Below are 14873 nucleotides of genomic sequence, written 5' to 3'. Positions count from 1 at the left end.
TAAAAATCTCATAATTTTATGTGAACAATATCAGTTTATAATATGAACATTAAAGGTCAATTACAATGTAAAGAAACTGCTCTGATTACTGGAGCAGCAAGTGGAATTGGCTACCAATTAGCCTGTATATTTGCCTCTGAAAATTACAATCTAGTATTAGTAGATAGAAACGAAAAAAAGCTTTTAGAAATTTCTGTGGATTTCAAAAATAAATTTAATATTCTCGTCAAGACTATTGTTAAAGATTTATCTATAGCTTCCTCTCCCAAAGAAATTTTTACAGAATTGCAACAAACAGATATTAAAGTTGATGTACTTGTAAATAATGCTGGATTTGGTACTTATGGTTTATTCAATGAAACCAGCTTGAATCATGAATTAGAAATGTTGCAGGTAAATTTAGTTTGTTTGACTCATTTAACTAAGTTATTTCTCAAAGATATGGTTAAGCGAGGTAAAGGTAAAATATTAAATGTTGCCTCTGCTGCTGCTTTTCAACCTGGTCCTTTAATGGCGGTTTATTTTGCCACTAAAGCTTATGTTTTATCCTTTTCAGAAGCTATTGCTAATGAGTTAGAAGGTACAGGTGTAACAGTAACTGTTTTGTGTCCAGGTTCAACTGTATCTGCATTTCATGAACGCACAGGAATGGCAGATTCTAAATTGTTGAAAGGTCAAAAAATGATGGATGCTGAAACTGTGGCTTTGATGGGATATGATGCCTTAATGCGCGGTCAAACTATAGTTATTCCCGGACTTTTAAATCAAATTCTGGCGAAAAGTGTCAGATTTTTCCCTCGAAAGCTGGTGACAAAAATTGTTAGAAGTATGCAAGAAAATAACTAATATTGAGTTCGATTAAATACTTCAGGACTTACGCAAAACAGAACAAAAGTCATGGGTAGGGAACAGGGGGAAGATGGGGAGGTAAATAACCCTATCACCAATAACCAGTCACCAATCACCTAAAATTACCACAGACTTTGATTGCTGTGATATTATAAGAGACTGCTGCATACATTTAGCAAAAATCGAAGTTTAATCAATCATGGCTCTTACGCAACAGCGCAAACAAGAAATTCTCTCTGGCTTCCAAGTACACGAAACCGATACCGGATCGGCGGATGTCCAAATCGCTATGTTGACTGATCGTATTAACCGCCTCAGCCAACACCTGCAAGCTAACAAAAAAGATCACTCCTCCCGCCGAGGACTATTAAAGATGATCGGACAGCGCAAGCGTCTTTTAGCTTATGTTCTCAAAAACGACCGGGAAAAGTATCAGGCTTTGATTTCTCGCCTGGGCATTCGTGGTTAGGAACTTATAGCTTATGTCTGCTGAAGGATCAGAACGCAGTAATTTACCTTTTGAGCCAAATAAAAAGCGTCAAAAACCTGTAAAAACTAAAACTCAACCGATAGTAAAAACACAGGAATCTAATCAAAAGCCGCCACAGCAACCACCTTACACGAAAGAGGAAATGGCGATTCCTGAAGTGGTCAGCCAGCGGATGATCCGCAGAGTCGCTGCATTTTGTGGGATACCTACGGCTTTAGGTATTACTACTCTGGTGGTCAGCTATTTGTTGGTCAGTTACGCTCATGTCCAATTACCTCCCATCGCAGTATTATTGGTGAATATGGGATTATTTGGGTTAGGAGTTTTAGGCATAACCTACGGTGTTCTTTCCGCTTCTTGGGATGTAGAAAGACCTGGTACTTTACTAGGTTTTGGTGAATTTAGTACCAATTGGGGCAGAATGGTCGAAGGTTGGCGAGAAACACGCAAAAAGAACGTCTGATCAACGGCGCTCAGGTATCTTGAGATAACTGCAATATTGAGTAAATTAGGAAATGAATCTGATCTGATTTATACACAATATGCAGACAAAGTACCTGGCGCTACATTTTTTATATATCTTCTCGCTTAATTATTTAGTAATTCCAGTAGCCAAAAATTAAATCAACATTCCTGACTCGGTAAATATTTGACTCAAAGTTTACTCAAAAATACAGGGATTTTAAAATGATTGTTGTAATGAAAGTCGGCTCCCCACAGTCAGAAATAGATCGTTTAACTCAAGAATTAGCTGACTGGGGTTTAACACCAGAAAAAATCATTGGTAAACATAAGGTAGTAATAGGTTTAGTAGGTGAAACGGCGGATTTAGATCCCCTGCAAATTCAAGAACTCAGTCAATGGATCGAACAAGTATTAAGGGTGGAAGTACCCTATAAACGTGCTAGTCGTCAATTTCGCCACGGTGAAGCTTCTGAGGTGGTGGTAAATACTCCCGATGGTCCTGTAATTTTTGGTGAACATCATCCTTTAGTTGTGGTTGCTGGACCATGTTCGGTGGAAAATGAAACCATGATTGTGGAAACTGCACAGCGGGTTAAGGCTGCTGGTGCTAAGTTCCTCCGTGGTGGTGCATACAAACCCCGAACTTCACCTTATGCTTTTCAAGGTCATGGTGAAAGTGCTTTGGAGTTGTTAGCAAAAGCGCGGGAAGTCAGTGGACTGGGAATCATTACTGAAGTGATGGACGCTGGAGATTTGGAAAAAATCGCCGAAGTTGCCGATGTGATTCAGGTAGGGGCGAGAAATATGCAAAATTTCTCTCTCTTAAAACAAGTGGGGGCGCAATCTAAACCAGTTTTGTTAAAACGGGGGATGGCGGCGACTATTGAAGATTGGTTAATGGCCGCTGAGTACATTTTAGCTGCTGGTAATCCGAATGTGATTTTGTGTGAACGGGGAATTAGAACTTTTGATCGTCAGTATACGCGCAATACTTTAGATTTGTCCGTTGTGCCGGTATTAAGAAAACTCACTCACCTGCCGATTATGATTGATCCTAGTCATGGTGTAGGTTGGTCTGAGTTTGTACCTGCAATGGCAATGGCAGCGATCGCCGCTGGTACAGATTCTTTAATGATAGAAGTTCACCCCAACCCAGCAAAAGCTTTATCTGACGGACCCCAATCTTTAACCCCAGACAGGTTTGATCAACTCATGTCAGAATTAGCAGTTATTGGTAAAGCCGTCGGTCGTTGGCCACAACCTGCATTGGCAACAGTTTAATAGGTGACAGGTGACAGGGAATTGGGCATTGGGTTATTAACTTCCCCCTGCTCCCTGCTCCCTGCTCCCTGCCTCCTATAAATTATCTTCTTCTGCTACCAAAACCAGAAGAACGACGGCCTGAAGAACGGCTGCCACTACCAAAACTACTACCAGAATTACGGCGAGTAGAACTGGAATTACCAGAAGGACGAAGGTTACTGCTACCAAAACCTGAACCAGTAGCCCGACCGCTGGTATTTGTACGGTTCGTTGTAGAAGTAGATCCACCAGAGGATCTAATTGAACCTGTAGTGCGGAAAGCTGTACGATTTCTTACAGATGCGGGTGGTTCATTATACCGTGAACGATAGCTGGAAACTGCTGCATCATAGCTAGAACCATATCCACCATAACCGGTCATAATTCCACCGGGCTGATAAACGGGAGGTACATAATATTGAGGTCTAAATAACAGACTACCAATAGCTTGACCTGCTAAGTTACCAGCTACAGCCCCTGCAAAAGGTGTCCAGAAGTTAGATTCTCTACGTACAATTACGGTTTCTTGTTGTCCGGTTTGGGGATTGGTTTTGGTTTCGGTGACGTTGTGAACGTACTCAATTTTAAAGTCTTCTGTCAGGTATAAAGCTGGTTCGCCATTTTCTACCTTCAAGTAACTTTTTTTGCCCTCTTTGATTTCTTCCTCTGTCAGCCTTGCCATTTGTAATTTTTCTGTAGCAAAGGTTGGCGGCTGACTACCCAGTAAGAACAGGGTATACTCCCCATTGGCATCATTATAAGTGGCTTGTTGTACTTGATACTGTCCATCATTCAATTTGGTGGGGGTTGCACTTTGGCTGGTACTTTGGCTACCACTTTGAGGAGAAGAGGTAGTTTGGTTTCCTCCCCCACAGGCGACACTTGTCAAGCACAAACTTAGTGCTAAACAAAAAATTGTTAGTTTACGCATTATAGTCCTGATCATTAGATAATTGTCCTTATGTGTTAGTTATCATTGCAGTAAGCATTAAGCTATCAGTAATCAGCTATCAGCTATCAGCTTCAACCTATAATTTTAAAACCCCTGGCTGACTCCTGACTCCTGAATACTTACTCATTGCCGATGTTAGGTGTGATAACTAAAGACTAACAACAAGTTACAATGGGATCAATTCTGGAAAATACTGCAACAATTGATCGTTTGTGAGTTCGTCTCCTAGTTGGGCTGGTGAAAAATGCACTTGGATAGCGCGGAATTTACGTTTTTGCTGTAAGTTGATTAATGCTTTTAACCCTTCTTGTAAGGCTGCAATGTTGGAAAGGTCTGTTTCTAATTCTGGTACTTCTCCTTCAAATGCCACTGTTAGCATAATCACAATGTTGCGGGTGACAGGAATAGATAAAGGTTGATCGTAACTAGAGGAAGAACCTAAATCAAATTCAGCGCCGTATCTTTGGGCGCAGTCGGTAAATAATTCATTGACATAATCTCCCGCTTCTCCTTCATTCCAAAAAACATCTCCTTCATTAGCTGATGAAAGCCAATATTCATCATATCTGAGCAAAGTTTCACAAATTTCTACTAATTCCTCGCCCAGAACTTCTAAATCGCCCTCAGCGTCAATTGCTTCTCTGGCGGCGCGGTTTAAAACTCCTAAAATTGGTGCTACTTCACTGCCTGCTAAATGCACAAATAGACGACAAACTACATAGCGAGTTCTACCCATCATTTTATTAAAAAAATTGCTCATTTTTCTTCTCCATATAATTTTCTTAGTTATAGCAGGAGTCAGAAATACAGATAATATTTCAAAGTTTAGTTGTTAAAGGCAAAAATGAAAATTGGTATTTTAGGACTGGGACTGATAGGGGGTTCATTAGGTTTTGATTTACGTTCTCAAGGACATTATGTTTTAGGAGTTAGCCGTCGTGAATCAACCTGTCAAAAAGCTGTTGATATTGGCAGTGTCGATCAAGCATCAATTGATTTGAGTTTGTTAGCTAGTGCTGAAGTTGTGTTTATTTGTACTCCTATAGGACTGATTGTGCCTCAAGTTGAACAGTTGGTTGCTCATTTGCCTGAGACTACTATTGTGACTGATGTAGGTTCGGTAAAAGCACCTATAGTCAATGCAATTTCTCCTCTATGGAATAATTTTATTGGCGGTCATCCTATGGCGGGAAACACTGATGTGGGTATAGAGGCCGCACAGCGCAATTTATTTGTGAATCGGCCTTATGTACTCACACCAATAGAGACAACGCCAACTACTGCCATTACTGTTTTAGAGGAAATTGTGCGATCGCTCGGTTCTATTATCTACCATTGTCAACCAGAAAAACACGACCGGGCTGTGAGTTGGATTTCCCATTTACCTGTAATGGTTAGCGCCTCTTTGATGGCTGCTTGTTTGGGTGAAACCGATCCAGAAATTTTGCAATTAGCTCAAAACCTTGCTAGTTCAGGATTTCGAGATACCAGCCGCGTTGGTGCAGGAAATCCAGAATTAGGGGTGATGATGGCGCAATATAATCGTCAAGCATTAATAAATTCACTACATCAATATCGTCAAAACCTCGACACATTTATTAATCTGATTGAAGAGGAAAACTGGGAAGTTTTAGAGCAAAAGCTCAAGTTAAATCAACAAAATCGTCCTAAATTTGTGGAATAGATAATATCCTGAATTATGTACGGGTTTAGCATTACTAAACCCCTACTAATTCCTGATTACTTGACGGGTTTTATAAATATCAAATTTATGTAATTTTGTTGCTTGTTGAGATAATTTAAATTTTGTCAGAATCAGGATGTCCAGGATTTGATGATTTTCAGGATGTTGTTTGATGATTTTTTGTAGGTGGTGAAATTTGTGTTTGTCAGAATCAGGATGTCCAGGATTTGATGATTTTCAGGATGTTTTAGGATGATTTTTTGTAGGTGGTAAAATTTGTGTTTGTCTGAATCAGGATGTCCAGGATTTGAGGATTTATAGGATGTTGTTTATTTATTATCTGTTGGTTATTTATGGATGGTAGAGAAAAGGTAAAAATTGATTATAGAAATATGATAATCAATAGAATATAAATTCATATATGTTAACTTTCCAATAAAAATCATGTTAATCCTTTAATCCTGGACATCCTGATTCAGATAATAAAATCTTTTCAATCAACCATAATATTAATTATTGAGATATATCCTGACTAAAGAATTTACCTGAAATTTTACTTTCTCTTCTATTAACACTTTTTCCACCAAACACCGACGATTTAAAGACTGTAAAACTTTCAAAAATCTAGCATTGGATAATTCTAACTCAGCAAGTTTTTGAGAAATATCTATGGGTTCATCCAGCATTGCGAACCAGTTAATTACCTGCTTTTCTAAATCTGATAAACGTTCTAAATGATTTTCTAACAGTGCTTCTATATCTCCTAAAAATACCTCATCTTCATCTATTAAAAATTGGGAAACTTGACCATTAAATAATTCTTTAATAGCTAATGTGATAATATTTAACCAACAAGGATGACCTTGATAAAGTTTGATTAGTTCATCCCATTTATCATCATCTTTTAAATCTTTTTCTTTCAATATTGCTTTAGCATCTTCTCCTAAACCTTGCAGATGTAATGTTTTTGTATGTTGGTTTTCACTTTCTAAAGTTTCGATATCTGCGGGTTTTTCCCAACTGATTAAAATGACACAACTTTGATGAGATGAAGTTGCGATTTGTTGGAAAAATTTACTATGATCTTTGTATTCTGTTAAATATTGACCTGCGAAGTTACCAAGTTGAAAAATATTTTCTAGGTCATCAATGATGACTAAACAACGATATGATTTAAAATAATCCAGGATTTCAGGCAGGGGAAACGCATCTAAATCTTATTGACAAAATACCGTTTTAATGTATAGACCAATAAATCCCTATTTATCGTTTGATTGATTTTTTCAGGATCATGGTGATGGACTAAAATATTGTCAATAAGTGGTCGTTAATGCGAATATTTTGGTCGTTATTGAGATTGAATCGCCCTTATTGATAAGATGCGTTTCCCCTGGGATTTCAGGTAATGGGTTTTGTGATTGAGAAAGGAATTGTTGAAGTTCATTTTTAAGAGTTATCAGTTTAGGAAGATTATCAAGACTGCGATAAATAATATAATCAAATTGTGTGGTAATTTCTGAGATTAATTTCAGGGTTAATGCGGTTTTACCAATTCCACTTAATCCGTAGATTGTGATTAATCTAGTGTGATTTTCTAATATCCATTGTTTGAGAGTAGCAATTTCTGAAGTGCGTCCATATTTATAGTTTAATTCTGGTGCTTTTGTTAAGTCAATTCTGGGAGTTTGGTTTTGAGAATAAGATGATTGATTTTGTATATCTTCTAAATATTGGGAGTTTTCTTTACAGATATTACCATAATTGTAAATAGTAGATGTAGCTTGATTCTCTAAAATAGAACGAACATTACTTTGTTTAATATCTTCTTGAAAAATCTCAGATAGAAGTTTCCATAATTTTGCACCTTCTCTTTTTATATGATCATAACTATATCCATTATTATCTTTAATTTCACAAAAATCTTGAGATTGTAAAACACCTTCTAATATAGACTTTTGCAATGAACTAAGACGGTTTCCCGTTTGATAAAAAACTTGATCATCAGCCCATTTTGATAATTCTTTGATGTTCATATATCATTATGTGAATTGAGTAATTTTTTAAATTTTACTTAGTCTAGACACTAAAAACCACTTATTAGCACTAAAAGTAAATATTTTTAACAATTTTAATAGGCAGAAACACTATAGCACACTATTTGCTATTATATTACACCGTCAAATTACTCACTATATGATACCACATATACAAAAGAGATAAATATAATATTAAGTATGAGCAAATAAACTAATGGTATTAATAATGATTAACAAAGGTACTGCTTATTTATTGTGGTCACTGTGTTTCATTGGATTCGCAGGAATTCATCGTTTTTACTGTGGGAAACCACTATCAGGCTTGATTTATCTTTTTACATGGGGATTACTTGGATTTGGCCAATTTGCAGATTTGTTAATTATTCCGGGAATGGTGGATGAAAAAAACTTGAAATATCTGGCCTTACGTGGTGGTAATCAAAACAATAATCAATCAAACACGCAAACTGTTGTAGTTAACCTTGGTGGACAAGTCACCGGACAAATACCAGAATCAGGTTATCAACCTTCTAATATTCAACTACCACAACAACAGTTTCCCCAAGGACAAATCAAACCTGCACCTTCAGCTAAAAATGATGTTGTCACCCTTTTAAAGTTAGCTCAAAGTAAAGGTGGTAGCATATCACTCACTGATGCAGTGATTGAACTTGGTCAACCTACTTCAGAAGTGCGCTCAATTTTAGAAAATATTTGTACTGATGGACTCATGGAAATTACCAACGATAAATCCACAGGAGCAATAATTTACAGATTACTATAAGTATAGTAGGGTGGGTTAGTGAGGGCGTAACCCACAACAGTAAATTCTTAAATCCTGGATATCCTGATTCAGACAAAATCACCGACTGGGAATTAATTCCCAGTCTCATAGCGAAAGTCTGTTAAAACAGACTATCAGAATTTAGTAGTAATTAATCAATTAAACATCCTGAAAATCCTTAAATCCTGGACATCCTGATTCAGACAATCTGCGTTTATCTGCGTTCTGATCCTGAAAATCCTTAAATCTTGGACATCCTGATTCAGACAAATTGATAAAATCAATAATCAAATTTACAAACCTACAGGAACACGCTATAACCCATAATTGAGCAATTTACTTATCCTTTAGTTGTAGGATATTAGTCAATATTAATGATCTCAATTCCGTTTTACCCAACCATTTGCTATAATAAAACTAACTAAACTTTCCTGATAAAAATCTTATGCCATCACCTAAGATTATTGAAATTGAACAAATATTACAAAATTACTCCATTGAAGATAAACAATGGTTATTACAGCAGTTAATTCAACAACTGGGATTAAATAATCAAGAAAAACCACCAGTAAATTATAAACAACAAGCTAAAGAAATTATTGCAGAAACCATCAGCGAAGTGTTAGCTTTATCCAACGATTGCGAAGAGGAAGTTTGGCAAAAATTTTATGTCGCCAGTGGAAAAATATCGGCAAAATTAAATGAATCGGATTTATTATAATGTCTTTTCAAAAATTTGATTCACCAATACCTTTAGTAATTTTAGATACATCAGTTTTTGTCTCTGCTTTACTGAGTAAAAACCCCAATAGTGCGCCTTGTAAAATTATCATATACTGGCGAGAAGGTAGATTTAACTTAGTAATTTCTCCACAAATGTTAGAGGAATTAGTTGAAAAATTACTGGTAAAAGATATTGATAACTTAATTGCTGGTTAATACTTATAACATTTCCTCAAATCAAACATCCTGAAAATCCTAAAATCCTGGATATCCTGATTCAGAGAATCTGCGTTTATCTGCGTTCTGATCTTGTTAATCCTTAAATCCTGGACATCCTGATTCTAACAAAATTACATCCTGTTAATCCTAAAATCCTGGATATCCTGATTCAGACAAAATCACATCCTGAAAATCCTCATTCAAACAATTATTATCAAACACCTTTAACCCTAATCAAACCTTTATCAAAAACACGATTATTAGTACCAATACCACTCACCTCAATTTTATCTGCATACACATCATAAGCAGCAAAACTTAAATTACTTGTAGAATATTCAGTCCACTCAGAACGACCCACAGGACGATTTCCCGCACCCGCACCACAAATTAAATAAGTTGTACCATTAATAGACCGAGTGCGTTCATAATGATGTTCATGACCATTAATATAAAGCTGCACCCCATACTTTTGAAATAAAGGAGTAAACACTTTGATAAAATTAGGATTACTCCCATAAACACCAGAAGCATAAATCGGATGATGTCCAAATACAATCTTCCAAGTAGCTTTACTCAAACTCAATTCTTTCTCTAACCAAATTAGTTGATTTTTCCAATCAGCATTCCCGTTAGTATCTAAACCAAAAAACTGTACATTATCCCTGATAAATGTATAGTACCTTCCTTTCATATTGAAACCAGGATAATTTACCTGTGCAAAACCATTATCAGTTCTAATATCGTGATTACCTAAACAAGCATAAAATTTCACACCTTTTTTCAACAAAGGTTGATAAGGACGTTCAAAAACTACCCCTATTTTCTCAATTTCCCCATTGTTATAAATATTATCACCAGCTAAAATAACTAAATCATAAGGATTTTTTTGATGATAAAAATTCATCGCCCTAGCAACAGTATACTGTCCTTTAGCACCCGTTCCCGTATCCGCAACCGACACAAACCTCAATAATAAATCTTTTGGTTGAGAATTTGCAGCTATAGCAGTTTCTAAAACAGGATTTTTAATATTTTTATCCACAAACTTACCAGCAAACAAACCCGAAACCAACCCACTCAAACCACCTAAAACCAAAAATTTCCGACGTTTCATATTTATAAATCAATAAATCAACAAGTCAATATCAATTATATGTCACAAGATAGAAAACGCAAACCCAGAAAACCACAAAACACTCCACCTGCTTCACAACCTGATCCAAAAAATCAACCTATTTGGAAAATAGCAATAATTCAATTTCTCCGAGGAACAATAGGAATTTTAGAAAATACAGTAGTCAAACTAGAAACAGAAGCACCTCCAACAACTGAAAAAAAACCTAATCTTTTAGCACGGGTTTTATTAACATGGGATAAATTTTTACAAACATTCCGCTTGTTTTTGCCATCAAAAGTTGCTAATAATGTATCAGATTCCACTCTAACCGCAATTTTCGCCATTTGTGCAGTGGTGATAGTCGGGGTTACAGCAACTTTTTTGACTCCTAAACCTACTCAAGTAGCAACCATTCCCCCAGATATTCCTCTAGTTGCAGAAGTTACCACATCAGAACCCACACCCGAACCTATCCCAGAACCTACCCCCGAACCTACACCAGAACCTACACCCGAACCTATCCCAGAAACCACACCCACACCCGAACCAGAACCAGAACCAGTACAATTAACACCAGAACAAGCTTTAATAGCAGCAATAGAACAGCAACTTGCGGAAATTACCGTTATCACCGTACAAACCAAAGAAGATGAAAATATTGCTATTAATCTGATAAAATCAATCCAAGCTAATTTTCGCACCAGCGACTTAACCATAACAATTAGTGATAACTGGTACACCTTAGAACCATCACAACAGCAACAATTAGCAGCGGATATATTAAAACGCTCTCAAGAACTAGATTTTACACATTTACAACTTGTTGATGCTGAAAATAAATTAATTGCACGTAGTCCAGTTGTAGGCAGTGAAATGATAATCTTTAGTAAACATTCATGAATCAGGATTCATAAATAGCAAAATTTGTAGTTAAAAGTAACCATTGTGAAATTTGCATCTTATGAGATAAAATAAGTAATTTATCAGTTGAAAGACTCTACTTTTAAATATGACCAAAACTTACGCCGTCGAAATTAACCACCAAGGCACAATTTATAAATTGCAAGTTCCTGAAAATGAAACCGTCTTAGCTGTTGCAGAAACAGCAGGTTTAGAGTTACCAGCTTCCTGTCATGCTGGAGTTTGTACAACTTGTGCTGCTTTGATCACAGAAGGAAGCGTAGATCAATCTGAGGGAATGGGTGTAAGTCCAGAATTGCAAAAAGAAGGTTATGCTTTACTTTGTGTAGCTAAACCTCTTTCTGATTTAAAGATCGAAACAGACAAAGAAGAAGTAGTTTATCAAAAGCAATTTGGTAAAAGTTAGTCAACTGGTTAATGGGTGATGGGTGATAGGATAAGTAATAAATGTTTACCAATCACCAATCACCAATTACCCAAAAATAGCTGTATTCTATAAATAACCAAAACCCTATATTTTACCATCATGACCACTCATTTTATTACTGCCGAAATAGACCTGCAAGAAACACCCACAGAATTACAAAAAGTTATTGAAGCGGAATTAAAAAAACAAGGTGAACCCCTGCGCTGGGCGGTTACTTCCGTGGATGAAGAACAGGAAAAAGCCACAGTAGAAGCAGTTGTCACCACAGCAAACCCTGAATAATAAAGATTAAAGCGTTGCTGAATGAGCATGAAAAAAATTGTCAGCATTCAGGAATAGAGTGATAATATCCCCGACTTCTTTTATGATCGTGTCAATAAACTGTGAATTGATCGCAGAAGTCGGGGATCTGGATATCTACAGGTGCTACATCTGAATACTTACAAGAAATTAAAAATTCAAAATTAGCAACTTTGCGCCTTTGCGCCTTTGCCTCTTTGCGCGAAACAAAATTCATAATACCATCATGCAACGCCCATATACAGCAATTTTAATTATACCTACCGGGATAGGCGCGGCCATTGGTGGTTATGCTGGTGACGCACTACCAGTAGCTAGAGTTATATCACAGGTATGCGATCGCCTGATTACCCATCCCAATGTCCTCAACGGTGCAAGTTTATACTGGAATATTCCCAACGCCTTCTATGTAGAAGGATATGGTTTAGATAAATTTGCCGCTGGGGAATGGGGTTTAAGACCCGTGCATAGTAACCGAGTCGGTTTACTTTTAGACCAAGGAATAGAACCAGAATTAATGCTGCGACACCTGCAAACCGCAGACGCAGCCAGAGCCACACTAGGATTAAATCTTACGAATCATGTAATTACAGATGCCCCGTTAAACGTAGAATTACGCATATCTTCATCCGGTGCAAGTTGGGGAACAATAGGCAACCCAGACAGTTTATTGCGAGCAGCAGAAAAATTGATTAAAAAAGAAAAAGCAGAAGCGATCGCAGTAGTAGCCCGTTTTCCAGATAACATAGATGAACAAGCAACGCAAAATTACCGTCATGGAAAAGGCGTAGACCCCCTAGCAGGAGCAGAAGCAGTAATTAGTCATTTATTAGTGAGAACCTTTAAAATACCTTGCGCCCATGCACCCGCCCTAGCACCAGCACCCCCCGATCCCCATTTATCACCCCGTTCCGCCGCCGAAGAAATAGGATATACTTTTTTACCATGCGTCCTTGTCGGTTTAAGTCGCGCCCCTCAGTTTATCGTCAACAGAGAATTTATCAATTCTTTACAAGCAGACATTTGGGCAGATCAAGTAGATGCCGTTATAGTACCAGCAAACGCCTGTGGTAGCAGTACCTTACTAAGTTTAAGCCAGAAACAATGCCAAATAATAACTGTTACAGAAAATAAAACTTTAATACAAGTTCCTGCCCCAGCGTTAGGAATAAAATCTATAAAGGTAAACTCATATTTAGAAGCAGTCGGTGTCTTAGTCGCCAACAAAGCAGGTATTAATCCTTACTCATTAGTTAGGGAATAAGGAAAAGGCAAAAGGCAGAATAATTTTAGATTTTAGATTTTAGATTGAAGTTGACAGAAACAATCCAAAATCCAAAATCCAAAATCCAAAATAGTATCCCCAGTCCCCAGTCCCCAGTCCAGTCCTCATTATTTAAACGCCTGTGGTAGAACAACAAAAGCAAGAACCAGAAATTCCTGAACTCTCACGCACCCAAGTCCTGGTAGCTATGGGCGCAACAGCGATTATTTTATGGATAGCCGCCAAATTGTGGCTGCGCTTTGGTAACGTTGCCCTATTTAGGTTGTACTGGGAACCCAAAGATTTATTTTTGGGTTTGGGGTTGGGTTTAGTCATCACTGTTTTTAGTGGTTTAGCTTATCGCTTCTCTCCTCCCTATCGCAAAAGCGCAGATTATTACTTAGAAATGGTACTGAAACCTTTAGCTTTACCAGATTTGATCTGGCTGGGGTTGTTACCAGGTTTAAGTGAAGAATTATTATTTCGCGGTGTCATGCTACCAGCTTTAGGAGCAGATCATGTAGCCGTCATTGTCTCCAGTCTTTGTTTTGGAGTTTTACACCTCAGTGGTGCTGAACAATGGCCTTATGTAATTTGGGCAACTATTATCGGTATCATCTTGGCATATAGCGCCCTATTGAGTGGAAACTTGTTAGTACCAATAATGGCTCATATCCTGACAAATTGGCTATCTAGCTATCTGTGGAAAATTCGGCAATTATAGCAGGGGACTGGTAATCGGTGATTGGTCATTGGTGACTAGTGACTGGTGACTGGTGACTGGGAAAACAGAAAATATTTAGGGTTTGCTGAAAAAGTTATCTGTGAAGGCTAGGTGACAGGTGACAGGTGAGAGTTTCAAGAGTTGGATCCTACCTTCCGCACCCCCCGGTGTCACAATCGGTTTTTTCGTAATTTCATTACGACCAAATGTTGTATTTTGTACCAAAGATAATGAATATTGGTAGGCGATCGCCAATTCTAAATCTCCAAATGACCAATTTTCGTTGTGTGACAGTTGAGGGTGCGGAAGGTAGGTTGGATCCCACATTCCGCACCCTCAACTGTCACAAGGTAAAAAAGCCATTAAAGTAGTACATAATAACTAAAGATAATTCAAAGATTAAGAGACTTAATGAGAATGAGTAGCATTAAAAGGGAGATGGTGTGAGAAAGTGAAGCTTGGTAACAAAAACAAACGAAAAAAATGAATTGATAACCAAATAAGAAATAATGGATAACAACAGAATAGTAGAGGAAACTGTTGTGAAATTAAAACCTCAAGAAATAGAAATTCAGAACATAGACCATTTAGGGATAGTAGCAGGAATAATAGA

At 37.3% G+C, this 14873-nt stretch carries 19 protein-coding genes; 13 read left to right on the top strand and 6 right to left on the bottom strand.

The genetic code is table 11. The annotated features are described in order from the left end of the window. The first annotated feature begins 42 nt into the window (after positions 1–42). The 4 genes from IQ237_RS10910 (at position 43) to aroF (ending at position 3085) form a co-directional block, all read left to right on the top strand. On the top strand, positions 43–846 hold the full coding sequence (locus IQ237_RS10910) for an SDR family oxidoreductase (RefSeq protein ID WP_194054985.1): 804 nt from the start codon (positions 43–45) through the stop codon (positions 844–846). Between the two features lie 202 nt (positions 847–1048). Continuing rightward, positions 1049–1318 carry a 30S ribosomal protein S15 gene (rpsO, locus tag IQ237_RS10905; protein WP_096572226.1) on the top strand — a complete coding sequence of 90 codons (270 nt, stop codon included), beginning with the start codon at positions 1049–1051 and terminating at the stop codon, positions 1316–1318. A gap of 13 nt (positions 1319–1331) precedes the next feature. After that, positions 1332–1802 (top strand): PAM68 family protein, encoded by a 471-nt coding sequence (locus IQ237_RS10900; protein WP_194054983.1) that lies wholly within the window; start codon positions 1332–1334, stop codon positions 1800–1802. Positions 1803–2026: 224 nt separating this feature from the next. Next, a complete protein-coding gene (aroF, locus tag IQ237_RS10895) occupies positions 2027–3085 on the top strand; it encodes a 3-deoxy-7-phosphoheptulonate synthase (protein WP_194054981.1) in 1059 nt (352 codons plus the stop codon). 82 nt (positions 3086–3167) lie between these two features. Here aroF and IQ237_RS10890 read toward each other — a convergent pair whose 3' ends face one another. Together IQ237_RS10890 and IQ237_RS10885 are read right to left on the bottom strand one after the other, a co-directional pair. Next, the gene (locus IQ237_RS10890; protein WP_194054979.1) at positions 3168–4052 is read right to left on the bottom strand and encodes a hypothetical protein; all 885 of its coding nucleotides are present in this window, start codon (positions 4050–4052) and stop codon (positions 3168–3170) included. Positions 4053–4224: 172 nt separating this feature from the next. Then, complete coding sequence (locus tag IQ237_RS10885) at positions 4225–4818, bottom strand: DUF1517 domain-containing protein (protein WP_194054977.1); 594 nt, start codon at positions 4816–4818, stop codon at positions 4225–4227. 84 nt (positions 4819–4902) lie between these two features. On the opposite strand from IQ237_RS10885, the gene IQ237_RS10880 reads away from it, so the two are divergent. Next, on the top strand, positions 4903–5742 hold the full coding sequence (locus IQ237_RS10880; protein ID WP_194054975.1) for a prephenate/arogenate dehydrogenase: 840 nt from the start codon (positions 4903–4905) through the stop codon (positions 5740–5742). Positions 5743–6251: 509 nt separating this feature from the next. Here IQ237_RS10880 and IQ237_RS10875 read toward each other — a convergent pair. Together IQ237_RS10875 and IQ237_RS10870 are read right to left on the bottom strand one after the other, a co-directional pair. Then, positions 6252–6665, bottom strand: a complete 414-nt coding sequence (locus IQ237_RS10875) for a hypothetical protein (RefSeq protein ID WP_194054973.1) — start codon at positions 6663–6665, stop codon at positions 6252–6254. A gap of 390 nt (positions 6666–7055) precedes the next feature. Next, complete coding sequence (locus IQ237_RS10870) at positions 7056–7775, bottom strand: ATP-binding protein (protein WP_194054971.1); 720 nt, start codon at positions 7773–7775, stop codon at positions 7056–7058. Between the two features lie 217 nt (positions 7776–7992). Here IQ237_RS10870 and IQ237_RS10865 point away from each other — a divergent pair, with 217 nt between their 5' ends. From IQ237_RS10865 to IQ237_RS10855, 3 genes are all read left to right on the top strand, one after another. After that, a complete protein-coding gene (locus IQ237_RS10865) occupies positions 7993–8562 on the top strand; it encodes a TM2 domain-containing protein (protein ID WP_228020028.1) in 570 nt (189 codons plus the stop codon). A gap of 445 nt (positions 8563–9007) precedes the next feature. Next, positions 9008–9283, top strand: coding sequence for a hypothetical protein (locus IQ237_RS10860; protein WP_194054969.1), 276 nt, complete (start codon positions 9008–9010; stop codon positions 9281–9283). Continuing rightward, positions 9283–9501 carry a PIN domain-containing protein gene (locus IQ237_RS10855; protein ID WP_220610696.1) on the top strand — a complete coding sequence of 73 codons (219 nt, stop codon included), beginning with the start codon at positions 9283–9285 and terminating at the stop codon, positions 9499–9501. The genes IQ237_RS10860 and IQ237_RS10855 overlap by 1 nt, the downstream gene beginning before the upstream one ends. Positions 9502–9718: 217 nt before the next feature. Here IQ237_RS10855 and IQ237_RS10850 read toward each other — a convergent pair whose 3' ends face one another. Further along, positions 9719–10621 carry a metallophosphoesterase gene (locus IQ237_RS10850; protein WP_228020024.1) on the bottom strand — a complete coding sequence of 301 codons (903 nt, stop codon included), beginning with the start codon at positions 10619–10621 and terminating at the stop codon, positions 9719–9721. A 39-nt stretch (positions 10622–10660) separates the two neighbouring features. Between IQ237_RS10850 and IQ237_RS10845 the strand changes: the two genes are divergently transcribed. From IQ237_RS10845 to IQ237_RS10825, 5 genes are all read left to right on the top strand, one after another. Then, a complete protein-coding gene (locus IQ237_RS10845) occupies positions 10661–11524 on the top strand; it encodes a hypothetical protein (protein WP_194054967.1) in 864 nt (287 codons plus the stop codon). 109 nt (positions 11525–11633) lie between these two features. Next, positions 11634–11951, top strand: a complete 318-nt coding sequence (locus tag IQ237_RS10840) for a 2Fe-2S iron-sulfur cluster-binding protein (RefSeq protein WP_194054965.1) — start codon at positions 11634–11636, stop codon at positions 11949–11951. Positions 11952–12071: 120 nt separating this feature from the next. Beyond that, complete coding sequence (locus IQ237_RS10835) at positions 12072–12254, top strand: hypothetical protein (protein WP_194054963.1); 183 nt, start codon at positions 12072–12074, stop codon at positions 12252–12254. A 244-nt stretch (positions 12255–12498) separates the two neighbouring features. Next, the gene (locus IQ237_RS10830) at positions 12499–13536 is read left to right on the top strand and encodes a DUF3326 domain-containing protein (RefSeq protein WP_194054961.1); all 1038 of its coding nucleotides are present in this window, start codon (positions 12499–12501) and stop codon (positions 13534–13536) included. A gap of 142 nt (positions 13537–13678) precedes the next feature. Next, the gene (locus IQ237_RS10825) at positions 13679–14260 is read left to right on the top strand and encodes a CPBP family intramembrane glutamic endopeptidase (protein ID WP_194054959.1); all 582 of its coding nucleotides are present in this window, start codon (positions 13679–13681) and stop codon (positions 14258–14260) included. 75 nt (positions 14261–14335) lie between these two features. On the opposite strand, the gene IQ237_RS10820 is transcribed toward IQ237_RS10825, so the two are convergent. Next, the gene (locus IQ237_RS10820) at positions 14336–14587 is read right to left on the bottom strand and encodes a hypothetical protein (protein ID WP_194054957.1); all 252 of its coding nucleotides are present in this window, start codon (positions 14585–14587) and stop codon (positions 14336–14338) included. Positions 14588–14873: the final 286 nt, after the last annotated feature.

This window comes from Sphaerospermopsis sp. LEGE 08334 (assembly GCF_015207205.1).
GTDB lineage: Bacteria > Cyanobacteriota > Cyanobacteriia > Cyanobacteriales > Nostocaceae > Sphaerospermopsis.
Note: the sequence above shows the minus strand (reverse complement) of the source record. Positions and strands in the feature narration are given on the sequence as shown.